At 69.1% G+C, this 22,962-nt stretch carries 26 protein-coding genes; 15 read left to right on the top strand and 11 right to left on the bottom strand.

The features are described 5' to 3' along the window. The first annotated feature begins 8 nt into the window (after window positions 1-8). From BM417_RS32455 to BM417_RS32440, 4 genes are read left to right on the top strand one after another with little or no spacing between them, the layout of a single operon-like run. Window positions 9-347, top strand: coding sequence for a PadR family transcriptional regulator (locus BM417_RS32455; RefSeq protein ID WP_093602441.1), 339 nt, complete (start codon window positions 9-11; stop codon window positions 345-347). After that, window positions 332-1,009 (top strand): permease prefix domain 1-containing protein, encoded by a 678-nt coding sequence (locus BM417_RS32450; protein WP_093602439.1) that lies wholly within the window; start codon window positions 332-334, stop codon window positions 1,007-1,009. The genes BM417_RS32455 and BM417_RS32450 overlap by 16 nt, the downstream gene beginning before the upstream one ends. Next, entirely contained in the window at window positions 1,006-1,323 is a 318-nt protein-coding gene (locus BM417_RS32445; protein ID WP_093602437.1) for a DivIVA domain-containing protein, read from the top strand. The genes BM417_RS32450 and BM417_RS32445 overlap by 4 nt, the downstream gene beginning before the upstream one ends. Window positions 1,324-1,341: 18 nt before the next feature. Further along, window positions 1,342-1,908 (top strand): DNA-3-methyladenine glycosylase I, encoded by a 567-nt coding sequence (locus BM417_RS32440; RefSeq protein WP_281251383.1) that lies wholly within the window; start codon window positions 1,342-1,344, stop codon window positions 1,906-1,908. Here the strand turns inward: BM417_RS32440 and BM417_RS32435 are convergent. Beyond that, a complete protein-coding gene (locus BM417_RS32435; protein WP_093602433.1) occupies window positions 1,895-2,680 on the bottom strand; it encodes an enoyl-CoA hydratase-related protein in 786 nt (261 codons plus the stop codon). The genes BM417_RS32440 and BM417_RS32435 overlap by 14 nt on opposite strands. A gap of 10 nt (window positions 2,681-2,690) precedes the next feature. Then, on the bottom strand, window positions 2,691-3,488 hold the full coding sequence (locus tag BM417_RS32430; protein ID WP_093602777.1) for a PaaX family transcriptional regulator: 798 nt from the start codon (window positions 3,486-3,488) through the stop codon (window positions 2,691-2,693). Window positions 3,489-3,698: 210 nt separating this feature from the next. Here BM417_RS32430 and BM417_RS32425 point away from each other — a divergent pair, with 210 nt between their 5' ends. The 3 genes from BM417_RS32425 to BM417_RS32415 all read left to right on the top strand — a co-directional run bounded on the left by BM417_RS32425 (window position 3,699) and on the right by BM417_RS32415 (window position 7,093). Beyond that, window positions 3,699-3,866 carry a DUF3117 domain-containing protein gene (locus tag BM417_RS32425; protein ID WP_065914675.1) on the top strand — a complete coding sequence of 56 codons (168 nt, stop codon included), beginning with the start codon at window positions 3,699-3,701 and terminating at the stop codon, window positions 3,864-3,866. Between the two features lie 138 nt (window positions 3,867-4,004). Further along, window positions 4,005-5,414: a leucyl aminopeptidase family protein gene (locus BM417_RS32420; protein WP_245822299.1), complete on the top strand. Its 1,410-nt coding sequence runs from the start codon at window positions 4,005-4,007 to the stop codon at window positions 5,412-5,414. An 80-nt stretch (window positions 5,415-5,494) separates the two neighbouring features. Next, window positions 5,495-7,093: an amidohydrolase family protein gene (locus tag BM417_RS32415; RefSeq protein ID WP_143138887.1), complete on the top strand. Its 1,599-nt coding sequence runs from the start codon at window positions 5,495-5,497 to the stop codon at window positions 7,091-7,093. Here BM417_RS32415 and BM417_RS32410 read toward each other — a convergent pair. Next, window positions 7,075-7,968 carry a LysR family transcriptional regulator gene (locus tag BM417_RS32410; RefSeq protein WP_245822298.1) on the bottom strand — a complete coding sequence of 298 codons (894 nt, stop codon included), beginning with the start codon at window positions 7,966-7,968 and terminating at the stop codon, window positions 7,075-7,077. The genes BM417_RS32415 and BM417_RS32410 overlap by 19 nt on opposite strands. 52 nt (window positions 7,969-8,020) lie before the next feature. Between BM417_RS32410 and BM417_RS32405 the strand changes: the two genes are divergently transcribed. Continuing rightward, on the top strand, window positions 8,021-9,265 hold the full coding sequence (locus BM417_RS32405; RefSeq protein WP_093602425.1) for an MFS transporter: 1,245 nt from the start codon (window positions 8,021-8,023) through the stop codon (window positions 9,263-9,265). Window positions 9,266-10,594: 1,329 nt separating this feature from the next. Here the strand turns inward: BM417_RS32405 and glgA are convergent. Next, window positions 10,595-11,746, bottom strand: coding sequence for a glycogen synthase (glgA, locus tag BM417_RS32400; RefSeq protein WP_093602775.1), 1,152 nt, complete (start codon window positions 11,744-11,746; stop codon window positions 10,595-10,597). A gap of 88 nt (window positions 11,747-11,834) precedes the next feature. On the opposite strand from glgA, the gene glgC reads away from it, so the two are divergent. Next, window positions 11,835-13,049: a glucose-1-phosphate adenylyltransferase gene (gene glgC, locus BM417_RS32395; protein WP_093602423.1), complete on the top strand. Its 1,215-nt coding sequence runs from the start codon at window positions 11,835-11,837 to the stop codon at window positions 13,047-13,049. A gap of 381 nt (window positions 13,050-13,430) precedes the next feature. On the opposite strand, the gene BM417_RS32390 is transcribed toward glgC, so the two are convergent. Beyond that, the gene (locus tag BM417_RS32390; protein ID WP_093602421.1) at window positions 13,431-14,063 is read right to left on the bottom strand and encodes an O-methyltransferase; all 633 of its coding nucleotides are present in this window, start codon (window positions 14,061-14,063) and stop codon (window positions 13,431-13,433) included. A gap of 219 nt (window positions 14,064-14,282) precedes the next feature. Between BM417_RS32390 and sigE the strand changes: the two genes are divergently transcribed. The 4 genes from sigE to tatB all read left to right on the top strand — a co-directional run bounded on the left by sigE (window position 14,283) and on the right by tatB (window position 17,369). Continuing rightward, window positions 14,283-14,864 carry an RNA polymerase sigma factor SigE gene (gene sigE / locus BM417_RS32385; protein WP_169746025.1) on the top strand — a complete coding sequence of 194 codons (582 nt, stop codon included), beginning with the start codon at window positions 14,283-14,285 and terminating at the stop codon, window positions 14,862-14,864. A gap of 62 nt (window positions 14,865-14,926) precedes the next feature. Beyond that, a complete protein-coding gene (locus BM417_RS32380) occupies window positions 14,927-15,391 on the top strand; it encodes a zf-HC2 domain-containing protein (RefSeq protein ID WP_322789004.1) in 465 nt (154 codons plus the stop codon). Window positions 15,392-15,456: 65 nt separating this feature from the next. Beyond that, window positions 15,457-16,977 (top strand): S1C family serine protease, encoded by a 1,521-nt coding sequence (locus tag BM417_RS32375; RefSeq protein ID WP_093602417.1) that lies wholly within the window; start codon window positions 15,457-15,459, stop codon window positions 16,975-16,977. A 17-nt stretch (window positions 16,978-16,994) separates the two neighbouring features. Beyond that, window positions 16,995-17,369, top strand: a complete 375-nt coding sequence (gene tatB, locus BM417_RS32370; RefSeq protein WP_093602415.1) for a Sec-independent protein translocase protein TatB — start codon at window positions 16,995-16,997, stop codon at window positions 17,367-17,369. Window positions 17,370-17,450: 81 nt separating this feature from the next. Here the strand turns inward: tatB and BM417_RS32365 are convergent, their stop codons facing one another. Beyond that, on the bottom strand, window positions 17,451-18,596 hold the full coding sequence (locus tag BM417_RS32365; protein ID WP_177320712.1) for an Mrp/NBP35 family ATP-binding protein: 1,146 nt from the start codon (window positions 18,594-18,596) through the stop codon (window positions 17,451-17,453). Between the two features lie 102 nt (window positions 18,597-18,698). Between BM417_RS32365 and BM417_RS32360 the strand changes: the two genes are divergently transcribed. Further along, a complete protein-coding gene (locus BM417_RS32360) occupies window positions 18,699-19,166 on the top strand; it encodes a MarR family winged helix-turn-helix transcriptional regulator (RefSeq protein WP_035913526.1) in 468 nt (155 codons plus the stop codon). Then, on the top strand, window positions 19,163-19,561 hold the full coding sequence (locus BM417_RS32355) for an NUDIX hydrolase (RefSeq protein ID WP_093602411.1): 399 nt from the start codon (window positions 19,163-19,165) through the stop codon (window positions 19,559-19,561). Before BM417_RS32360 ends, BM417_RS32355 begins: the two co-directional genes overlap by 4 nt. Here BM417_RS32355 and BM417_RS32350 read toward each other — a convergent pair. Genes BM417_RS32350 through BM417_RS32330 form a run of 5 tightly spaced genes read right to left on the bottom strand, consistent with a single transcriptional unit; the run spans window position 19,551 to window position 22,915 of the window. Beyond that, window positions 19,551-20,006 (bottom strand): hypothetical protein, encoded by a 456-nt coding sequence (locus BM417_RS32350; protein WP_093602409.1) that lies wholly within the window; start codon window positions 20,004-20,006, stop codon window positions 19,551-19,553. The genes BM417_RS32355 and BM417_RS32350 overlap by 11 nt on opposite strands. Further along, on the bottom strand, window positions 20,003-20,488 hold the full coding sequence (locus BM417_RS32345) for a DUF1003 domain-containing protein (RefSeq protein ID WP_093602407.1): 486 nt from the start codon (window positions 20,486-20,488) through the stop codon (window positions 20,003-20,005). Before BM417_RS32345 ends, BM417_RS32350 begins: the two co-directional genes overlap by 4 nt. Then, the gene (locus tag BM417_RS32340) at window positions 20,481-21,734 is read right to left on the bottom strand and encodes a magnesium transporter MgtE N-terminal domain-containing protein (RefSeq protein ID WP_093602405.1); all 1,254 of its coding nucleotides are present in this window, start codon (window positions 21,732-21,734) and stop codon (window positions 20,481-20,483) included. The genes BM417_RS32345 and BM417_RS32340 overlap by 8 nt, the downstream gene beginning before the upstream one ends. 15 nt (window positions 21,735-21,749) lie before the next feature. Then, window positions 21,750-22,580 (bottom strand): aminoglycoside phosphotransferase family protein, encoded by an 831-nt coding sequence (locus BM417_RS32335; protein WP_093602403.1) that lies wholly within the window; start codon window positions 22,578-22,580, stop codon window positions 21,750-21,752. Beyond that, window positions 22,577-22,915 carry a hypothetical protein gene (locus BM417_RS32330; protein WP_245822297.1) on the bottom strand — a complete coding sequence of 113 codons (339 nt, stop codon included), beginning with the start codon at window positions 22,913-22,915 and terminating at the stop codon, window positions 22,577-22,579. Before BM417_RS32330 ends, BM417_RS32335 begins: the two co-directional genes overlap by 4 nt. Window positions 22,916-22,962 lie beyond the last annotated feature (47 nt).

Here is a 22,962-nt window from a genome sequence, read left to right as displayed (position 1 = left end):
CGCTACCCATGAAGCCCGACGCGCTACGCGGCCATCTCGACGCGTTGCTGCTGGCCACGCTCGACGGCAGGCAGCTGCACGGCTACGCGATCATCGAAGCGTTGCAGCAGGGCAGCGGCGGTGCGCTCGACCTCCCGACAGGCACGGTCTACCCGGCACTGCGCAGGCTGGAGCGGGCCGGTCACGTCGTCAGCGACTGGAGCACGGTCGGCGGACGCAAGCGCAGGACCTACAAGCTCACGCAGGCGGGGCAGCGCGCCCTGAACACCGAACGCACCGCGTGGCGCGAGTTCACGACGGTCATCGACGGGGTGCTGGGAGGTGACGGCAAATGGGCACAGACGTGATCGAGCGCTACGTGACCGATCTCGGGTCGCGGTTGCAGGGCTCGCGCAAGCAGGTCCGCGAGCTGCTCACCGAGACCCGCGACAGCCTCGCCGACGCCACCGAGGCGCACCTGGACCGCGGGCTGACCGAGAAAGAGGCGCAGAAGCGCGCGGTCGAGGAGTTCGGCCCGGTGCGCGAGATCGCGAACGAGTACCAGGCCGAACTGGCCGTGGCGTATGGCACGCGCACCCTCATCTGGCTCGCGATTGTGCTGCCGCTGATGCACATGGCGTGGGAGTACGGGCGGATGCTGCTCATCGGTCCGTGGCAGGACTTCGGCGCGATGCCGCCGGCCTGGTACCTGTTCATCGCCAAGGCCAACGACCTGACCAGCGGCATCGCGTCCGGCGTGGCGCTGCTGGCGTTGATCCTCGGCCGGTTCCTCGCGCGCAGGTGCGACGCGAAGCTGCTGGCCAGACTCGGTGCCACCATCGCGATCGGCGCTGTCGCGGCGGTGCTGCTGGGCAACCTCTCGATCATCCTGGCCACCGCGCATCTCGACGTGTCGCGGCTGATGCAGTCGTTGCCGATGACCATCGCGAGCATGGTCACCTGGATCGTGATCATTCGTCTCGGTCTGCTCGCTCGCCGCTGCCTGAGCTGTGTCACGATCGTCGCGTGACCAACGCCCTGATCTACCTGATCGTGATGATCGCCGTCGCGGCAGTGGTGTTCCTGCTCGCGGCGTTGGTGTTCGGGCGCGGCGAGGAGCTCGCGCCGCTGCCGCCCGGTGCGTCGCCCACGCGGCTGCCCTCCGACGACATCACCGCGGAGGACGTCCGCGAGCTGAAGTTCCAGCAGGTCTTCCGCGGCTACAAGATGTCCGAGGTCGACTGGGCGTTGCAGCGGCTCGCGACCGAGGTCGAGACGCTGCGGGCGCGCGTCGCGGAGCTCGAGGACGCCGACAACCTGGAGAGCAGTGAGCACCGGGCCTGAGCTCGCGGAGGAGTGCACGTGATCGTCCGTTGTCCCTGGGGTGACTCGACCCCGGACTACGCCGAGTACCACGACACCGAGTGGGGCGTGGAGCTGCACGGCACCCCCGAGCTGTACGAGCGGATGTCGCTGGAGGCGTTCCAGTCCGGGCTGTCGTGGATCACGATCCTGCGCAAGCGGCCGGCGTTCAGGGCGGCGTTCGGCGACTTCGACCCACAGCTGGTCGCGAAGTTCGGGCCCGCCGACGTGGAACGGCTGATGGCCGACGCGGGCATCGTCCGGAACCGGCTGAAGATCGACGCCGCGATCCACAACGCACGGGTGATCGTGTCGGAGGGCGTCGACCTGGACGCGCTGCTGTGGTCGTTCGCGCCCGCCAGGCACAAGCGGCCGAAGACGTTGGCGGACGTGCCGGCGATCACGGACGAGTCCAAGGCGATGGCCAAGGAACTGAAGAAGCGCGGCTTCAAGTTCCTCGGCCCCACCACGTGCTACGCGCTGATGCAGGCGACCGGCATGGTCGACGACCACATCTCGACGTGCTTCCGGGCCAAGAAGGCGACCCGGCGCGCTACTTCCCGCTGAACTTCGGGGCGCGCTTGGTCACGAAGGCGTCGACCGCCTCGCGGTGATCCTCGGTCGCTCCGCAGTCGGCCTGGGTGCGGCGCTCCGCTTCGAGAGCGTCCTCCAGGGTCCCGTCCGCCGCCGCGGCCAGCGCTTCCTTGATCTTCGCGTACGCGGTCGTCGGGCCCGCGGCGAGCTTCGCGGCCAGCAGGTGCGCGGTGGACAGCAGTTCCTCGTCCGGCACGACCTGGTTGACCATGCCGACCCGCAACGCCTCCTCGGCGCCGACGGGCTGCGCGAGCAGCATCATCTCCATCGCGCGGCCGTGGCCGATCAGCCGCGGCAGCGTGTAGGACGCGCCGGAGTCCGCAGTCAGGCCGACGTTCGCGAACGCCATCAGGAACTTCGCCGACTTGCCCGCGATGCGCAGATCGGCGGCGTAGGCGAAGGACGCGCCCGCGCCCGCCGCGCTGCCGTTGACCGCGGCGATCACCGGCTTCGGCATGCCGATCAGCTCGCGCACGATCGGGTTGTAGTGCTTCTCCACGGTGTTCAGCGGTGCCGGATCACCGGCCTGCAACAGGCCGATGTGCTCCTTGAGGTCCTGACCCGCGCAGAACGCCCTGCCCGCACCCGTGATCACCACCGCGCGCACCGACTCGTCCGCCGAGGCTTCGCGCAGCGCGGCGAGGAACGACTCCTTCAGCGCGACGGTGAAGGCGTTGAACGATTCGGGGCGGTTGAACGTGAACGTGCGCACACCATCGGCGTCGTCGACGAGGAGCTCGGACACTGGACCTCCATCAAGCAGTGGAAACGTTGCGCACCGGCCGCAGGCACTCGTCGACGAACCGACTCGTGCCCGGTGCCAGCCGCAGTGTCTGTTCGTCGAAGAACGACGCTGCCGCGTGGCCCGGCCAGTCCGGTGGCAACAGTTCAGCAGGAAGACCGGGATCGCGGAACAGGAACTTCCGCCACGCGTGCAGCAGCCGCTGTGACGCGGCGAACGCCGCCGCGTCGTCCGTTGCGTCCACAACGGACACCTTCTCGTGCCAGTGCGCGACGAACCCGGCGTAGTCGCGCCCCAGCTCGGCCAGGTCCCAGGCCTTGGCGGCGAGCTCGGCGTCGCCACCGTCGTGTGAACCGTGAAAAGTTCGTGCGGGAACCTCTCCGGCGGCCAGCACGTCGGCCAGCTCCGGGGACGGCCGGGGAGCGATCCACGTCACAGGGCCGAGCGCGCCGTAGCCGAGCAGCTGTAGTTCCGAAGCCAGGTGATCGCGCGAGTCGCGGCCGGGGATCTCCTCCAGCACCACCACGTGCCAGCGACCGTCCCACGTGGACGGCCCGGTGCGGTAGATGCGGGCGGCGGCCTCGTCGAGCCGCCGTTCCCCGCGAGGTGTCATCGCATATCCAGGCCCGTCAGGCAGCCTGGACGGCTGCAACCAGCCCTGCCGGACCGTGCGGGACACGGCCGTGCGGACGGCCGGCGCGGCGAATCCCAGGGGCTCGAGCAGCCGGACGAGCGCGGCGATGGTGGCGGCGCCACCGCGTTCGCGAAGGTGGCCGCCGTAGACGTCGAAGAGCGCGGAACGGGCTCGCACCCGGCCCATCCTGTCACGACACGACCTGGTGTGCCGAAAGTGTTGCCTTGTCGTGAAAACAGGTGTTGATCAGGCACAAGTCAAGATCGACAAATGTCACCCGGACTCGCCAAAAGATCGGTTCGGTTTCGCCCCTGAGTCGCCATAGGGGAGAATGGAGCAGATCCGGCCCTGGCCGGACGGGGAAGATGTTGACGGAGGGAGCACGCGATGGCGGCCATGAAGCCCCGGACCGGCGACGGTCCCCTCGAGGTCACCAAGGAGGGACGCGGCATCGTCATGCGCGTGCCGCTCGAGGGTGGTGGGCGCCTCGTCGTCGAGATGTCGGCGGACGAGGCCAGCGCCTTGGGCGACGCGCTGAAGGCCGCCGCCGGCTGAGGCCTCCCGGTGAGAAGCACGTGAAGCCCCGGTTTCCACAGTGGAGACCGGGGCATCGCTTCGTTCTCGGTCTGAGAGAGAATGAACGGTCGTTAATGCAATAGGGGAGGTCCAACCGTGGCGTCGACGGTGCCGTCAGTGCCAACCAAGCTCGTGGACGTCGAGGTGGCCACCTCGACGCGCCGCAACGTTCCGGCGGTCGTGCTCGCGGCCACCGGACCGGCGCTGGGACCGGGCGGCGACGGCATCGACGTCTCCGACCTGACCGGCAAGGCCGGCGAGGCGGTGCGGCACGACGAGGCCTGGACCCTCGGCGTCGGCACCGGAACGCTCGCCGACTACCGCACGGCCGGGGCCAGCCTCGTCCGCGCGCTGAGCGGCGAGGACGCGCCCAGGACCGCCGACGTCCTGCTGACCCCGGACTTCGACGCCGAGAAGGTGCGCGCGTTCGTGCTGGGCGCGGCGCTCGGCGGCTACCGCTTCAAGGTCACCGGTGAGGACGGTCCGGCGCGCGTCGGCTCGTTGCGGCTGATCACGGCCGACGACGGGTTCGAGGAGGTGCTCACGTCGGCCGCGCTGAAGGCCCACGCGCTCGCCACCGCGACCTCGCTGGCACGTGATCTCGCCAACACGCCGTCCAACGTCAAGGACCCGCGCTGGCTCGCCACGACCGCCGCCAAGCTCGCGGACAAGGTCGACGGACTGCACGCCACCGTGCGCGACGAGAAGTGGCTGGCGCAGCAGGGCTTCGGCGGCGTGCTCGCGGTCGGCGGCGGATCTGCCCGGCCACCGCGGTTCCTGGAGCTGACGTACGGCACCACCGGCCCGCACCTGGTCTTCATCGGCAAGGGCATCACGTTCGACACGGGCGGCATCTCGGTGAAGCCCGCGGACGGCATGCACCTGATGCGCACCGACATGGCCGGAGGTGGCGCGGTGATCTCCGCGCTGCTGGCCGTGGCGCGCCGGCGGCTCCCGGTCAGGGTCACCGGGCTCGTGCCGTGCGCGGAGAACCACGTCTCCGGCTCGGCGTACCGGCCGGGCGACGTCGTGCGCCACTACGGCGGCGCGACCACCGAGGTGCAGAACACCGACGCCGAGGGCCGCATGGTCCTGGCCGACGCGATGGCGTACGCGGTGAAGAACCTGAAGCCGGACCTCGTCGTGGACGTGGCGACGCTGACCGGTGCGATGAAGGTGTCGCTCGGCCTGCGCACCGGCGCGGTGTTCAGCGCGTCCGACGACCTCGCGGCCGAGGTGGTCGCCGCGGGTGCGAACGTCGGCGAGAAGTGGTGGCGGATGCCGTTGCTCGAGGAGCACGTCAGTGCCGTCGCCAGCGAGGTCGCGGATTACAAGCAGTGCCCTCCCGGTCCCGGCGGCATCACGGCGGCGCTGTTCCTGCAGAAGTTCGTGGGCGACGTGCCGTGGGCGCACCTCGACATCGCGGGTCCCGCGCGGTCGGAGAAGGTCTACGACGAGGTCGTCGCGGGAGCCACCGGCTTCGGCGCGCGGACGCTGATCGAGCTGGCTGAAAAATATTCGCGTTAGTACCTACGATCTGCCGATACGAGACGGCGAAGTTCCACGGCATGATGTGAGCGCCTTCACACCGTCGTAGAGGAGCTCTCGTGTTACTTCGCCTGGCTCTCGCCGTCTCGCTGGTCCTGGCGGCCATATCCCCTGCCACCGCGAGCACGCCGTGGTGGGAACCCGTGGCGCGGCCCGCGGTGGACTCGCAGATCAACGTGACCGGCGAGCCCTTCAAGGGCACCGACGGCCAGGGCAGGGTGCGCGGGCTCGTCGACGCGCACAACCACCTCATGACCAACGAGGGCTTCGGCGGCAAGCTGATCTGCGGCAAGCCGTTCTCCGAGCAGGGCATCGCGGACGCGCTGAAGGACTGCTCCGAGCACCACCCGGCGGGCCTCGGCGCGATCTTCGAGGCGATCGTGACGGGCGATTTCGACGGCCACGACCCGGTGGGCTGGCCGACGTTCAAGGACTGGCCGTCCTCCACCACGGTCTCGCACCAGCAGAACTACTACGCCTGGCTGGAACGGGCGTGGCGCGGCGGCCAGCGCGTGCTGGTCCAGGACCTGACGAGCAACGCCACGCTGTGCGTCATCCACCCGTTCAAGGACAAGCCCTGCGACGAGATGCAGTCGGTCCGGCTGCAGGCCCAGCGCACCTACGAGCTTCAGACGTTCATCGACAAGCAGTTCGGCGGCGCGGGCAAGGGCTGGTTCCGCATCGTCACGTCGGCCGAGCAGGCGCGGGACGTGATCACCCAGGGCAAGCTCGCGGTGGTGCTCGGCATCGAGACCTCTGAGCTCTTCGGCTGCCGGACGTTCCTCGACATCCCGTTGTGCAACAGGGGCGACATCGACCGCGGCCTCGACGAGATGTACGCGCTCGGCGTGCGCAGCGCGTTCCTGTGCCACAAGTTCGACAACGCGCTGTGCGGCGTCCGGTTCGACTCGGGCACCCAGGGCGGCGTGATCAACGCGGGCCAGTTCCTGCGCACCGGCCAGTGGTGGCAGACCGAGGTGTGCAAGGGCCCGCAGCAGGACAACCCGATCGGCACCGTCGGACCGAACGCGCTGATCCCGGCTTCGGCCGTCGCGCCCGCGTACGACCCGGCGAAGCGGTGCAACGTGCGCGGCCTGACGTCGTTGGGCGAGTACGCGGTGCAGGCCATGATGAAGCGGCACATGATGATCGAGATCGACCACATGAGCGTGAAGGCCGCCGGCCGCACGCTGGACCTCGCGGCACAGGCGAAGTTCCCCGGCATCATCTCCAGCCACAGCTGGATGGACGCCCAGTGGACCGAGAAGGTCTACGGCCTCGGCGGGTTCATCGCGGGCTACGAGAACAGCCCCGAGGGGTACGTCGCCCAGGCCGCCGCCGCGGAACCGTTGCGGCGCAAGTACGACGTGGGCATCGGGTTCGGCTCCGACTACAACGGCGTGGGCTCGCACCCGGCGCCGCAGACCGGCGTGACCTACCCGTTCCGCAGCTACCCGGAGGGCCCGCTGGTCGACCGGCAGCGCACCGGTGACCGGGTCTGGGACATCAACGTCGACGGCGGCGCGCACATCGGTCTCCTGCCGGACTGGGTCGAGAAGGTCCGTCAGCTCGGCGGCGATCAGCTGGTGAAGGACATGCTCGGTGGCGCCGAGTCGTACCTGCGGATGTGGTCGAGCACTCAGCGCTGGACGCCGTGAGTCCGGAGCGCGTGCTCACGGAAGGCGCGGACGGCGGGCGGCAGCGGGTGGTCCTTCAGCCACGTCAGCCCGAAGATCCGGCCGGTGCGCGGGGTCAGCGGTAGCTCGCGCAGTCCGGGAGGTGGAGTGAACTCGGCGTGGGTCAGCAGTGCCACGCCGAGTCCCGCCGCCACCAGGCCGCGCACCGTCTCGATCTCCTGGCACTCGAAGACGTAGCGGGGCGTGAATCCGGCGGCCGCGCACATGTCGTCGGTGATCTGACGCAGGCCGTAGCCGTGCTCCAGGGTGATCAGGTCCTCGCCCTGCAGGTCCCCGATCCGCACGGACCGCCTGGACTCCAGCCGGTGCCCCGCCGGCACGACGACGATCAGGGGCTGCTCGAACACGACCACCGACTCGAACTCGGGACCGACCGGCGGCGGGGCGACCAGGGCGAGGTCGATCTCGCCGCTGACGAGTTTGTCGATCACGGCCTGGCGGGCGTTCTGGACCAGGCCGAACCGCACGTGCGGGTGCTCGGCGCGGTAGCCGCGGACCAGTTCCGGCACGATCGCGCGGCCGAGCATGTGCAGGAAGCCCAGCACGACACGGCCCTTCTCCGGGTCGAGCTCCTCCTTGACCTCGCGCAGACCCGGTTCCAGCGCGGCCAGCGAGCGGGTCGCGGCCTCGGCCAGCAACCGGCCGGGGCGGGTCAGCCGGACCCGGCGGCCGGACTTCACGAGCAGCGGCGCGCCGAGTTGCTCACCGAGCTCGGCGATCCAGCGGCTGACGGTCGGCTGGGGGAGCCCGACGCGTTCTGCGACGCGAGTCACGTGCTCATCGGCGGCAAGCGCTTTCAGCACCGCCAGCTTCGGTGCCAGCTCCAATTCATCCACAGATTGATTCTGGCGCATTTCCGTATTGGACGTATGGCTTAGCGTCAGATGCGTGAACAGGTTGACCGCATCGATCGCCGCTTCGGGGTTCGCGTGCTTCGCGTTGCTCTACACCCCGCAGCCGGTCATGCCGCAGATCGCCGCCGAGTACGGGCTCGGGCCGGGCAGCGCCTCGCTCGCGCTCTCCGCCGCGACGATCGCGCTGGCCGTGGTCGTGGTGCCGATCGCGATGCTGTCCGAACGCCTCGGGCGTCGCCCGGTGATCGTGGTCAGCGTGCTGGTGGCGGCGTTGCTCGGGCTCGTGCTGCCGTTCGCGCCGAACTACGAGGTGTTCCTGGGCCTGCGGGTGCTGCAGGGGATCGCGGCGGCCGGGGTGCCCGCGGCGTCCATGGCCTACCTCGCGGACGCGCTGGACAAGAAGAAGCTCGGCGCCGCGATGGGCGCGATGATCGCCGGGAACAGCCTCGGTGGGATGTCGGGGCGGCTCGTCACCGGCATGACCGTCGACTGGCTCGGATGGCGTGGCTCGGTGCTGCTGGCCGGCGTGTTCGGGCTGGTCGCGGCGTTGATCGTGGTGTTCTTCCTGCCGAAGGCCCAGGCGATGCCGAAGCGCGCGCCGAAGGGCATGAAGGCGGCGTTGAAGGACCCAGTGCTGCTGTCGATGTACGTGGTCGCCGTGCTGCTGGTGGGGACGTTCATCTCGTTCTACAACGTCGCCGGCTTCCAGCTGAAGGGCCCGGCGTGGCTGGAGACGCTGGTCTTCCTCTTCTACGGGCTCGGCAGCACCTCGGCGGCGTTCGCGGGCAGGCTGGCCGACCGGTTCGGCCGCGGCAAGGTGCTGCTGCTGTGCATCGGCGTGCTGGCTCTCGGTGCCCTGGCGAGCCTGGTGTGGGTGCCGCTCGGCCTGGCGATCGTCACCGCCGGGTTCTTCGCGTCGCACACCACGGCGAGCGGCTGGGTCGCCGCGCGGGCTCCCGAACACGCCCGCGGCCACGCGTCCGGGCTGTACCTCGCCGGGTTCTACGTGGGCAGCAGCGTCGGCGGGACGTCCGGCGCCACGGCTTACGAGGAGTGGGGCTGGGGCGGGCTGGTGCTGGTGATCCTCGGCTGGCTGGCCCTCGCCGCGATGCTGGCTCAGAACTCCAGGGCGAGGGTGGCGCGCGAGTCGACCGGCGCGATGGTGGTCTTGCCGAGGCGCGGCAACTCCACGGTCCCGTCGACCATGCCGACGGTGACCGAACGGGTGTCCGCCGGGACCTCGACCACGATCGCGAACGGCAGCGGGCCGCCGTCGTAGCGGGCGCCGACCTGCCGGGCGGTCGAGCCGTCCGGCAGCGTGACGGTGATCAGGTCCTTGGTCAGCAGGCCGCCCGCGGTGTCGGGCAGGTTGCCGGTCGCCTCGACCCGCACCTCCAGCAACGCCTTGTCGGGCGCGGAGATCGTGGCCACGTCGTACTGGCTCTCGCCGAGCTTGACCGGGCGCTGGCGGCCGAGCCGGACGCCGGTGACCTTCATGCCGAGCTCGCGGTCGCCGAAGCGGATCTTCTGCGTCTGGTCCTTGAACTGGGAGGGGGCGGCGGCGCGTTGCAGCACGTGCGGCGGGTTGTCGGTGCGCTTGCCGGACGGGACCTCGGCGCGCTGCTCCAGCGACTTGGCGCCGAGCGTGCCGAGCGCGAGCGACTCGGCGCCCTCCTGCGGGTCGGGCACGGTGTAGACGACGAACACCGAGCCGTTGGCCGGCAGCCGGTCGGCGGGCAGGACCTGGCGCTTGCCCGGGACCTCCAGCGCGAGCTCGGACGGCTGCGGGGCGAACCCCTGCCAGTTGGTGCGGTGGAAACCGCTGTCGGTCTCGTTGAGCTTCTCGACCTTCATCCTGATCACGCGCAGCCGTGACCCGGCCTCCGCGCGCACCGTGCCCTCTGCGGTGAACCAGATGTCCGGGTTCGCCCAGCCGGTGATGGCGGTGCTGAGGAGGTCGTCGCGCAGCTTGATGTCGGCGTTGCCGAGGCCGAGGTCGACGTTGTTGCGCTTGCCGTCGTCGGGCAGCACGGCCAGGAAGTCGCGTCCGGCGGTCATGTCCTGCTGCTTCGACGGGTCGAACTCCTTGCCGTCGGTGCGCACGAGGATCCCGGACGGCGTGCTGCGGTTGCCCTTCTCCGGCACCTGCGGCGACTGCACCTCGTAACGGACCTCATCATCCGTCTTGGTGACTTCCTTGAGCGGCACGGGCACCCAGTCGGTGCCGGCACCGGTGCCGGGGACCTGGACCGGCCCGCACCACAGCCGTTTGTCCACCTCGGACTCAAGGCCCGTCTTCGCGAACCAGCAGCTGACCGCGGCGGCGCCCGCCCGTGCCACGTAGCCGTACTCGAGCGTGTAGGCGAGCTGCGCCTCGGCGTTCGACTGCAGGTCAGAGGCTTCGGCGAGCTTCTTGCCGTCCACCGTGAGCTGGACCGCGGCCGGCTGGGCGGCGGGAGCTGTGGCACATCCGGTCACTGCCAGGAGGACCGTCAGACCCAGCACCGCACAACGCACAGTCCTCGCGCCCCTCACCAGTTGAAGTCAAAACGTCACTACTGGTTAAAGGCGGTGCTCACTCTTCGGGGTTGCCCTGGTCGAGTGTGACTCAAATCACACTGCGGTACACCTCGACCGTTTGCGCGGCCATCGTGGACCAGGAGAACTCCTGCTCAGCCCTCGTGCGTCCGGCGGCCCCGAAACGCTTCGCGCGTGCGGGGTCTGTGACGAGTTCGTTGATCGATTCGGCGAGCTGTTGTCGATATGTCGACAAATCATTCTCGTCGTAGTGGACGAGAAGGCCCGTCTCGCCGTGCACGACGACCTCGGGGATGCCACCGACGTCGCTCGCGACGACCGCCGTGCCGCACGCCATCGCCTCCAGGTTCACGATGCCCAGCGGCTCGTAGACCGACGGGCACGCGAACACCGTCGCGTGGCTCAGGATCTGCCGCACCTCGGCGGGCTGCAGCATCTTCTGGATCCAGAAGACACCCGGCCGTGCCTGAGAGAGCTCGCTGACCGCCTGCCGGGTCTCCTCGGCGATCTCCGGCGTGTCCGGTGCCCCGGCGCACAGCACGATCTGCGCCTCCGGGTCGATCTGGTGCGCGGCCGCGACGAGATGCCCGACGCCCTTCTGCCGGGTGATCCTTCCGACGAAGGCCACGATCGGCTTCGCGGGATCGATTCCACGAGACGTCAGTGCGTCTGACTCCTCGACGGGGTGGTACGCGACGCTGTCGATCCCGTTGCGGACGACGTGCACCTTCGCCGGGTCGAGCGAGGGGTAGGCGTCGAGCACGTCGGTCCGCATGCCCTCGCTCACGGCGATGACCGCGTCGGCGTGTTCGTACGCCGTGCGCTCCGCCCACGAGGAGATCCGGTACCCGCCGCCGAGCTGCTCGGCCTTCCACGGCCGACGCGGCTCCAGCGAGTGCGCCGTCACCACGTGCGGGATCCCGTGCAGGAGTTTGCCCAGGTGGCCGCCCATGTTGGCGTACCAGGTGTGGGAGTGCAGGAGGTTCGCCGCGGACACCGCGGCGGCCATCTCAAGATCGACCGCGAGGGTCGTGAGGGCCGCGTTCGCCTGCTCCAGGCTGTGCGGTGGGTTGTGGGCCGTGGCGTCCGATCGGGGTGCACCGAAGCAGTGCACGTCGACGTCCACGAGTTCGCGAAGATGGGGCACGAGGAAACCCACGTGCACACCAGCTCCACCGTAAACCTCCGGCGGATACTCCCGCGTCAGCAGCGCAACTCGCACGCACTCACCGTAGATCACGGACGTCCCTGTTGGGACAAACCGGTTTGCGTCTGGTTCGAGAACGATCGCACGGATAGGGTCACATACCGTGAAGGGGCAGCCGCACGTTCTCGGAATTGTGCTTGCCGGTGGTGAGGGCAAGCGCCTGTGGCCACTGACGGCCGACCGCGCGAAACCGGCTGTGCCCTTCGGGGGCAACTACCGGCTGGTCGACTTCGTGCTGTCGAACCTGGTCAACGCGGGGCTCGCGAAGCTCTGCGTGCTGACGCAGTACAAGTCGCACTCACTGGACCGCCACATCTCGACGACGTGGCGCCTGTCCAATGTGCTCGGTCAGTACGTGACACCGGTCCCGGCACAGCAACGCCTGGGCCCGCGCTGGTACACGGGCTCGGCGGACGCGATCTTCCAGTCGCTGAACCTCGTCCACGACGAGAAGCCGGACCACGTGGTCATCTTCGGCGCGGATCACGTGTACCGGATGGACCCAGGCCAGATGATCTCGCAGCACGTCGAGTCCGGGGCGGCTGTGACCGTCGCCGGTATTCGGGTGCCGCGCAACGAGGCCAAGGCGTTCGGGTGCATCGACAGCGATGCGTCCGGGAAGATCACCCGGTTCCTGGAGAAGCCGTCCGAGCCGCCGCATGTGCCGGATGATCCAGAAGTAACTTTCGCTTCAATGGGCAACTACGTGTTCACCACCGAGGCGCTGCTGGATGCGTTGCGTGGGGACGCGTTGAACCCCGACTCGGATCACGACATGGGTGGGGACATCATCCCCATGCTGGTGGATCGCGGGAAGGCGCACGTCTACGACTTCCAGGACAACGATGTGCCCGGTGCTACCGACCGGGATCGTGGGTACTGGCGGGACGTCGGGACCATCGACGCCTACTACGACGCGCACATGGATCTGGTTTCGGTCCATCCGATCTTCAACCTGTACAACCAGTTGTGGCCTATTCGGACTGCCACGCCTCCGTTGCCTCCGGCCAAGTTCATCGCTGGAGGGTCCGCTGAGGACTCGATGGTGGGGCCTGGGTCGATCATCTCCGGGAAGATCCACGGGTCGGTGATCTCTTCCGATGTGACGGTTGAGGTTGGGTCTGTGGTGCAGGGGTCTGTGCTGTTGCCTGGGGTTCGGATCGGCAAGGGTGCTGTGGTTCGGCGGGCTATTTTGGACAAGAACGTTGTTGTGCCTGATGGGGCTTTGATCGGGGTTGACGCTCCTATGGATCGGGAGCGGTACACGGTTTCGGCTTCTGGGGTCACGGTGCTTGGTAAGGGTGTTCGGGCTTACTGAGTCGCTACTTTTGCGTAGGTGGTCGCCTTGCGGGCGGCGACGTTGCGGTTGCGTGCTTCCCCCTGGGGGCGCTGCCCCCAGACCCCCGGCAATCTGATCGGGGGAGGGCGCCGCCTGCGGGTTGATGGCACGCCTGTTGCTTTGGGCGGCTGCGCGTTGCTTTGAGGGTTGCGTTGGCGGTGGGGTCCCGTCACGAGCCGAGCCAAGAGCGGGCTGCATGTGAAGAGGAGGGTCAAGTCGACGAAAAGCGTGTCGACTTGACCCTCCTCTTCACATGCAGCAAGAGCTATGGCGCGACTCGTGACGGGACCCCACCGCCCTGACCGCGCGCTAAGGACGGCTCGCCTTCGGCTTCGCGGGCGAGTTGCGTGCCCATGAGTGTCAGGGCCTGCGGGCTGCTACCAGTAGGCCGTCGCCCAGCGGGAGGATCACTGGCACCAGGCGCTCGTCCTCCTTCACCAGGCGGGCGATGTCGCGCATCGCCTGGGTTGAGTCGTCCCGCTTGCTGGGATCCACTACCGCGCCGTGCCACAGGACGTTGTCGAACGCGATCACGCCGCCTGGGCGCAGCATGCGGACGCCGTGTTGCAGGTACTGCGGGTACTCGGGCTTGAAGGCGTCCACGAAGACCAGGTCGTAGGCCGCGTCGGTCAGGCGTGGGAGGACGTCCAGGGCCTTGCCCATGATCAGGCGGGTGCGCGACGGGGAGATGCCGGCGGCCGCGTAGGCCTCGCGGGCTGCTCGTTGGTGTTCTGAGGCCACGTCTATCGAGGTCAGGATGCCGGACTGGGGCATGCCCGCCAGGAGGTAGAGGCCGCTGGTGCCCGCTCCGGTGCCGATCTCGACCACCGCGCGGGCCTGGAGTGCGGTCGCGAGGAACCGCAGGGCGGCGCCTCCGCCCGCGCCGATGGGCACGCAGCCCAGTTCTTGGCCGCGTGCTCGTGCTGCCAGGTGCACGTCGTCCTCGGGGAGGTACTGCTCGACGTACTCCCGCAGGGCCGATTCCGGGGTCACGGGGTAGCAGGTTAGTGCTTCGAGTGCCCAAAACGGGTGAACGTGGCCCGAACCGAGATTCTCAGGGTGCTCTCAGCCCACTCTCACGATCGTTTAAAGGGAGCAGGAGAAGGTACAGAGGCAAGAAGCCAGGCTCTAGTCGGGAACAAGCCGGACCCGTCGCCCGTTGAGCCGCATAAGGGTCGCCGGGCGGCCCACATGGAGGTGCCGAAACACCTGATGCGCACGCAGTCGAGTTCGCCGGAGGCCGTCGCGCCCATCGAGACGGCCGACTGGACGCCGCCCTCGTGGGACGCAATCGTCCGAGAGCACGCGGACAGGGTCTACCGGCTCGCGTACCGCTTGACCGGCAACCAGCACGACGCCGAGGACCTGACGCAGGAGACGTTCATCCGCGTCTTCCGGTCGCTGGCGTCGTACAAGCCGGGCACCTTCGAGGGGTGGCTGCACCGCATCACCACCAACCTCTTCCTCGACATGGCACGTCGGCGTAGCCGTGTGCGCATGGAGGCGCTGCCCGAGGACAACGACCGCCTCGAGGGTGACGACCTGTCCCCTGAGGAAATCTATGACGAGAACCACCTGGACCCCGACCTGCAGGCCGCGCTGGACGAGCTCCCGCCGGAGTTCCGTGCCGCGGTCGTGCTCTGTGACGTGGAAGGTCTCTCCTACGAGGAGATCGGCGCCACGCTCGGGGTGAAGATGGGTACGGTGAGGAGCAGGATCCACCGGGGCCGCCAGGCTCTGCGGGTCGCGCTCGAACGCCGTCGTCAAGAATCGTTGCTGGAGGACTCTGCATGACCGACCTCCGTGGTTGGGGCCTGCCTGAGCAGCATCTCTTGCCGGATGCCGTGGTTGCGTTCGTGGACGGAGAACTGTCCTCGACCGCCCACGAGCGAGCCTCGGCGCACATCCAGCGCTGCGGTTTCTGCGCATTCGAGACCTACACGCAGCAGCAGGCGCGCTCCGCCGTGCGCACCGCTTCGGCGCCCACGGCGTCCGCCTCGCTGCTGGACAGGCTCGGCGCGATCCCTCAAGAGGTCGAACTGCCGTCCGCTCCGGACGGGCTCGCGATCACCGAGGACGGTCAGTTCGTCGCCGTGCAACGGACGGACAAGCCCGCGTTCGGCTCAGGGCCGGTGCTGGGTTCGTCCAGACCTCTGGGCAGCAACGGCTGGTTCAACGGCCGCCGTGCCCGCCAGGGCGCCGGGGTCGTCGTGAGCGGCATGCTGCTGAGCGCGCTCGCGTTCACCACGCCGGAGAGCGACGCGCCCGCCACGACGCCAGTGCCGCAGAACGCCGGCGCGATCTTCGCGACCACCCCCTGACAGTCATTTCACTGTTCGTGAGGCACGCTGTAGTTCAGCACTCCTAGCGGAAAACTCGGGGAGAGATGAGCCAGCAGTCGCCCAACGGCCAGACGTCCACACCCGTTTCCGGAGTGGACGACGGAGCCCATCGCCGGCTCCGGCCACGGCCCCTGGTGCAGCCGCCGGTCGACCCCGCGTCCGCCACCGCCTTCGGCCGCCCGGACGGTGTCGCCGGCGCGTTCGCGGCGCGTGACGTGCCCGTGTCCCAGCTCCAGTCCGCGCCGCCGCCTCCCGAGTCCCTCGTGACGGCGTTCGGCCGCCAGGGTTCCCAGGAACTGTTGCAGCGGCCGCCGCAGCCCGTGTCCGACCCGGATCCGGACATCGATCCGGTGTTCTGGGGCGACAAGCCCGCCGGTGACCCGTGGCGCGACCCGGCCTCCGGTGCCGTGATCGGCCCGCCCGCCGTCGGCGAGGATCCCCCCGGCGAACCTGAGCGCAAGCCCGAGCCCGGCCCGCAGCTGAGCGTTCCCGAGCTGCTGTTCGGCCGACGCGTGAAGCCGACCGCGATGGCGTTGCTGCTCACGGTCGCGCTCGTGCTCGGTGCCGTCGGTGGTCTCGTCGGCTGGCTGATCGGACGGGCCGGAAACCCCCTGACCGACTCGACGGTCACGCTGGCCGAGATCGCCGAGGGCAAGGAACGTCCCGCCGGCTCGATCTCGGACATCGCCAAGCGCGTCACACCCAGCGTCGTCTCCATCGAGTTCAAGGGCACGAACGTCGCGGGCGTCGGTTCCGGCGTCGTCATCGAGGGCGGCGGCTACATCCTGACCAACGACCACGTCGTCGCCCCGGCGGCCCAGGACTCGTCGGCCAAGCTCAGCGCCGTCTTCACCGACGGCACCCGCGCCCAGGCCCGCGTGGTCGGCCGCGACCCGAAGACCGACCTCGCGGTCATCAAGGTCGAGGTCACCAACCCCACCGTCCTGCAGTTCGGCAACTCCGACGAACTCGAGGTCGGCGACAGCGTGATCGCCATCGGTTCGCCGCTTCAGCTGTCCAACACCGTCACCGAGGGCATCGTCTCCGCGTTGCACCGCCCGGTGACCGCCGCGGGTGAGAACGGCGGCCCGCAGGTCACCTACGACGCGATCCAGACCGACGCCGCCATCAACCCGGGCAACTCGGGCGGCGCGCTGGTCGACTCGCGCGGCGCCCTGATCGGCATCAACTCGTCGATCCGCACCGAGACCGGCGGTTCGGTCGGCCTCGGCTTCGCGATCTCCGGCAACCAGGCCCGCAAGATCAGCCAGGAGCTGATCCGCAACGGCCAGGTCAAGCACGCGGACATGAACGTCAACGTGAAGTCCGTGTCCGCCGAGACCTCCGAAGGCGCCCAGGTGCAGAACGTCCCCGCCGGTGGCGCGGCCGCGGCCGCGGGCATCCAGGAGGGCGACGTGATCACCAAGGTCGGCAACCGCATGGTCCGCAACGCCGCCGAACTGGTCGTCGCGGTCAGGGAGCACGAAATCGGCGAAACCGTGCAGGTAGTGCTGGCACGCCAGGGCCGTGAGCTCAAACTAGACGTGACATTGAAGAGCGACTGAGAAGTAGGCTGGGACCTGTGTTCGACAGCATCGGATGGGTAGAGATCCTCATCATCGTCGTCGCGGGTCTCTTCATCCTGGGGCCCGAACGCCTGCCATCGGCCGCGGCCTGGCTGGGCAAGACGGTGAGGCAGGTCCGCGAGTACGCGACCGGCGCGCGAGAACAGTTGAAGCAGGAGATGGGGCCGGAGTTCGAGTCGCTCCGCAAGCCCCTCGAAGACCTGCGGGAACTGCGCAACTTCGACCCGAAGCGCGCGGTGACCAAGCACCTCTTCGACGACTCCGAACCCACCAAGTCCAACGGCTACCCGACGCCGTCGACCCCGCCCGCGGCCGAACAGCGGCCGCTCGCACCGGGCGAGCGTCCGCCGTACGACCCGGACGCGACCTGAGCTCGTTCTGAAACGCACGCGGGGACCGTTCGTACTCATCGGGAGTACGAAAGGTCCCCGCGTGCGTTCGAGCGAAAGGGGTCAGCGGCCGGCGGGGGAGACGTTCAGCAGGCGCCCCGCCAGTCCGCGCGAACGGACCGAGAGCTTCGTGGCGATCCCGGTCAGCACCTGAGCGGCGGCCGAGTCCGGCACCGCCTGCACGATCGGCGTGCCCGAGTCACCGTTCTCCCGCAGGCGCGGGTCGAGCGGCACCTGGCCGAGCAGCGGCACGTCGGAGCCGATGGCCTTGGTCAGCGACTCCGCGACGGCCGCGCCGCCACCGGTGCCGAAGACCTCCATGCGCGAACCGTCGGGCATCTCCAGCCACGACATGTTCTCGATGACACCCGCGAGCCGCTGACGGGTCTGCAACGCGATCGACCCGGCGCGCTCGGCCACCTCGGCGGCGGCCTGCTGCGGCGTGGTGACGACCAGGATCTCGGCGTTCGGCACGAGCTGGGCGACGGAGATCGCGATGTCGCCGGTGCCGGGCGGCAGGTCGATCAGCAGCACGTCCAGGTCGCCCCAGAAGACGTCCGCGAGGAACTGCTGCAAGGCCCGGTGCAGCATCGGCCCGCGCCACACGACCGGCGTGTTGCCCGGCGTGAACATGCCGATCGAGATGACCTTCACGCCGTGCGCCTGCGGCGGCATGATCATCTTCTCGACCTGGGTGGGACGGCCGTCGGCGCCGAGCATGCGAGGGATCGAGTGGCCGTAGATGTCCGCGTCGACGATGCCGACGGACAGTCCGCGGGCGGCCATCGACACGGCGAGGTTCACGGTGACCGACGACTTGCCCACGCCGCCCTTGCCGGACGCGACGCAGTACACGCGCGTCAGCGAGCCCGGCTGGGCGAACGGGATGACCGGCTCTTCCGCGCCGCCGCGCAGCGTCTTGCGGAGCTCGGTGCGCTGGGCGTCGCTCATCACGTCCAGGTCGACGCGCACGGACGAGACGCCGTCCAGAGCCGTGACAGCCGCGGTGACGTCCTTGGTGATCTTGTCCCGCATCGGGCAGCCCGCGACCGTCAGGAAGATGCCGACCACCACGACGCCGTCGGCGCCGACCTCGACGTCCTTGACCATGCCGATCTCGGTGATCGGGCGGCGGATCTCGGGGTCCTGCACACCGGAGAGCGCCTTGCGGACGTCCTCGACGGTGGGGAGTGGCTGTGTGGTGGTCACCTGGCCCATGCTACGTCCGGTTCGTGCCACTCCTACCGGCCGGTCACTTTCAGACAGGCCCAGGTCGTAGCCGGGAGCACGCTGTCCGTAACATCGACGCCCGTGCCGGAATCGGGTAGTTCCCGGTTGCCCACCCGTGTCGAGCTAGGGGTGTGGCGATCGTTCCTCCGCGCGCATGCACGGATCACGAGGGTCCTCGAGGCCGAACTGATTGCTGAGCAGCGCCTATCGCTCGCGGCGTACGACGTGCTGGTTCAACTGGCCGAGACGCCTTCCATGCGCATGCGCATGACCGAACTGGCCGATGCCGTCCTGCTGTCCCGATCTGGCGTGACCCGCCTGGTGGACCGTCTGGAACGTGCCGGTCTTGTCGGGCGGGAACGCGCCGACGGTGATGGACGCGGCATCGTGGCCGTGCTCACACCGCTGGGTGCCGAACGTCTGCGCAGTGCCTCCACCACCCACCTCGCCGGCGTCGCCGAGCACTTCGGGGAGAGCTTCGGCCCCGGTGAGCTCGAGGCCTTCGGCCGCACGTGCGACCGACTGGCCGCGGACGACGTCTTTCCGTGATCACGGTGGTGGGACTTGTGCACGTCGAGGCTGGCCGCCTCCTCGTTGTTCGCTCACGCAACAAGAAGGCCTTCTACCTTCCCGGCGGCAAGATCGAGCCCGGTGAGACCCCGGCCGACGCCGTGCGTCGCGAGGTCCGGGAAGAACTCGGCATCGAGCTCGAACGCCCCGAGGTCCTCAAGCGGTATGTCGCCCCGGCCTACGGTGAGGGCGAAGGCGCGATGGTCGACATGACCTGCTTCACGGCTTCGTTGCTGGGCACGCCGCAGCCCACGAGCGAGATCGCCGAACTGACGTACGTGACGCGCGACGAGTACCGCGAGCACGCCGAAACCGCTCCCGCGATCCACGAGGTCCTGGCGGACCTGGTCGCGAGTGGACAGATCAGGACGTGAGCCGGCGCACTTCCGCCAGCACCAGCTGGTCCACATCGGCCGACGACAGGTCCGTGTACTCCAGCGTCTTGTAGGTGCCGTCGAGGTAGGCCAGCGGTTCCGCGTCCGGCAGTCCGTACCCGAAGCTGTCACGCACCCACGCGGCCAGTTCTCGCGGGGACATCGCCCCGGAGCGCGTCCGCCGGGCCATCAGTCGCAGACCTTCGGTCCGTCCGCCCTCGGTGTGGTGTTCGTGGTGGTCGAGTCCCAGCTCGCGCAGCGCGTCCCCGAGCAACGGCGGCATCTCCTCCCACGCGTGCTTCAGCGAAGCACCGGCCAGCGCGCTGACCGCGGGACCATCGACACCCGCGACGACCAGCTCACAGGCCGCGAGCACGACGTCGGTGTCCCTGGCCTCGTCCACGTGCCACAGCGCCACGACGTCGCGGAACTCCTCGACGGTCAAGGCCGGACCTTCTTCAGGTTGTTCTGCTCCTTCACCAGCTTCTCCAGCTCACCGCGGATGAAGTCACGCGTCGCCACCTCGCCCAGCGCCAGCCGCACCGCCGCCAGCTCACGTGCCAGGTACTCGGTGTCCGCCTTGGTCTGCGCCGCCCGCGCCCGGTCCTCCTCCAGCGACACCCGGTCCCGGTCGTCCTGCCGGTTCTGCGCGAGCAGGATCAACGGCGCGGCGTAGGCGGCCTGCGTCGAGAACGCCAGGTTGAGCAGGATGAACGGGTAGGGGTCCCAGCGCAGTGACACCGCGACGAGGTTGACGGTGATCCACGCGATCACGATCAGCGTCTGCCAGAACAGGAACTTGCCGGTGCCGAGGAAACGCGCGAGCCGTTCGGAGAGCTGACCGAAGGTGTCGGGGTCGATCGAGAAGCGGAACCCTCGCGGTTCGCGCGGCAGGTCGAGTCTGCGCCGAGGCAGCAGTTCAGGCATGGCTCAGTCCCGTCTCGCGCCAGTTCGCCGGCAGCAGGTGGTCCAGCACGTCGTCCACGGTGACGGCGCCGAGCAGGTGCTCGGCCTCGTCGAGCACCGGGGCGCACACCAGGTTGTAGGTCGCGAAGTAGCGCGTCACGTCGCTCAGCGAGGCGTTCGGCGACAGCCGGGCCATGTCCGTGTCGAGCACTCCGGCGACGAGGTCGAACGGCGGTTCGCGCAGCAGCCGTTGGATGTGCACGCAGCCGAGGTAGCGGCCGGTCGGCGTCGCCGAGGGCGAGCGGCAGACGAAGACCATCGACGCCAGCGCGGGCGTGAGGTCGGGATTTCGCACTCGTGCCAACGCTTCCGCGATCGTCGCGTCCGGCGTGAGGATGATCGGCTCCGGTGTCATCAGGCCACCGGCGGTGTCGAACGAGTACTCCAGCAGGCGGCGGACCGGTGCGGACTCCTCGGGTTCCATCAGCTCCAGCAGCCGGTCCTTGATGCCCTCGGCCAGCTCGCTGAGGAGGTCCGCCGCGTCGTCCGGGTTCATCGCCTCCAGGACGTCCGCGGCGCGTTCCTCGTCCAGGTGCGACAGAACACCCTTCTGGTCCTCTTCGGACAGTTCCTCGATGACGTCCGCGAGTCGTTCGTCGTCCAGCGCGTCGGCCACCTCGTAGCGGCGCTTGGGCGGAAGTTCGTGCAGGGCGTTCGCGACATCGGCCGCGCGCATGCCCTCGAAGACCGCGACGAGCTGGTGCGCGCTCTGCGGCTGGCCCGCGATCTCGTTGACGCTCAGGCCGGTGACGTCCTCCCAGCGCCACACCTGCACCGGGCCCTTGAGGCTGAACCGGCCGGTGCGCTCCCGCCCGGCGACGCGGACCATGCGCCAGTCGCGGGTGCGGGTCAGCTCCATCGCGGCGTCCACGACGACCGCCGTGCCGGCGTCCCCGACCTGGATCTTGGCGTCGAGCAGCTCGCCGATCACCAGCACCTCGTTGACGCGCTGGTGGAACGGCCGCAGGTTCACCGACCCGGTCGCGAGCGTGACGGCGTTCGGCTCGATCGAGGTGACCCGCAGCATCGGCACGAAGATCCGCCGGCGCGTCACCAGCTCGACGACCATGCCGAGCACGCGCGGGGGCAGCCGGTCGATGCGGAGGCTGATCACGACGTCACGGGCCTTGCCGATGGGTTCGCCGTCGGGGCCGAAGACGGGAAGTCCGGCCAGTTGGGCGATGTAGATCCTGTTCACAGCCACCACAACGCCCAGGCTAGATCAGGTGGAGGCCGCCCACCCGGCGATCTCGGCGCAGATCACGGCCGTCTCGTCGTCTTCTTCCAGGCACCAGATCCAGTTCGTCACCGCGCGATGCAGCGTCCAGTCCCTGGCCTTCTCGGCGTCGAGCCCACCCGCGTCGCACACCGCGTGGAACCGGTCGGCGAGTCCCTTTCGTCCGTCCATCTCGTCGAACCTGTTGCGCAGCAACGGGAGCACGCCGAACTCGGGATCGCCGGACAGCGGTTTCGGGTCGATCATCAGCCACGGTTCCCGGTGGCCGCGCAGCACGTTCTCGTAGTGCAGGTCCTCGTTGACGAGCGTCGTGCCCATCGGCCGGGTGCCGGCCTCGCGGGCCGCGTCGAGCAGCCTGCGCGGCACCGCCGGGTGATCTTCGAGTTCGCTTTCGAACCGCCGGATCTCGCTCGGCGCCCGGAGTCCGCGATGGCGGCGCATCAGGTCACCGATCACGCCGACGGCCAGGTCGACCGGTTCGTCGTCGAGCGAGTGCTGCTCGAGGCGTTCCAGCAGCAACGCGCCCAGTTCGGCGTCGTGGTCCAGCAACCGCACGGAGCCGTTGCCGTCGTAGAGCTTGAGAGCCAACGGTTCGTGCTCGGTCTCCTCGTCGACCCAGCTCAGCTTGAGCACCGCGGGATGCCCGTCGGCCTGGCGCACCGGCAGCACGACCGCGCAGAACCCGTTCATCAGCGCGCCGTCCGGAGTCAGTTGCCAGCGCGCACACGCCTTCGTCGCGAGCTTCGGCAGCGTCGCGACCCATGCTTCGGCGCCGTCGCCCAGGCCCTCGCCGAAACCTTCCGGCACGGTGATCATGAGCTGAACTCCAGGCGGTACACCACGTCCCACTCCGGTTTGGTGTTGAGCCGGGCGGTCTTCAGAGCGAGCGCCGTCTCGTCGTCCGGCTCGGTCAGGTGCGCGACGGCCTGGGCGTCGATGAGGTGCGAGTGCGTGCTGGGGGAGCGGACGGTGACGGTGATTTGCGCTCCGTCGGCCAGTCCCGGCAACGTCGGTTCGGTGCCGCCGGAGATGACCCACAGCGCGTCGGCACGCCAGTGCGCGTGCACGAGACGGGGTTCGTGGCCGGTTGAAGTGATCCAGACGGCCGCCGCCTTGCGCAGCGCCGCGTCCAGTACTCGAGTGATCTCCACCGGTTCAGCCTGCCAGTGTTGGATGGCCGCTGCTCCGCAGACGGCGG

This window comes from Lentzea waywayandensis, assembly GCF_900115955.1.
Taxonomy (GTDB): Bacteria; Actinomycetota; Actinomycetes; order Mycobacteriales; family Pseudonocardiaceae; genus Lentzea; species Lentzea waywayandensis.
This window is presented reverse-complemented; position numbering and strand designations above follow the sequence as displayed.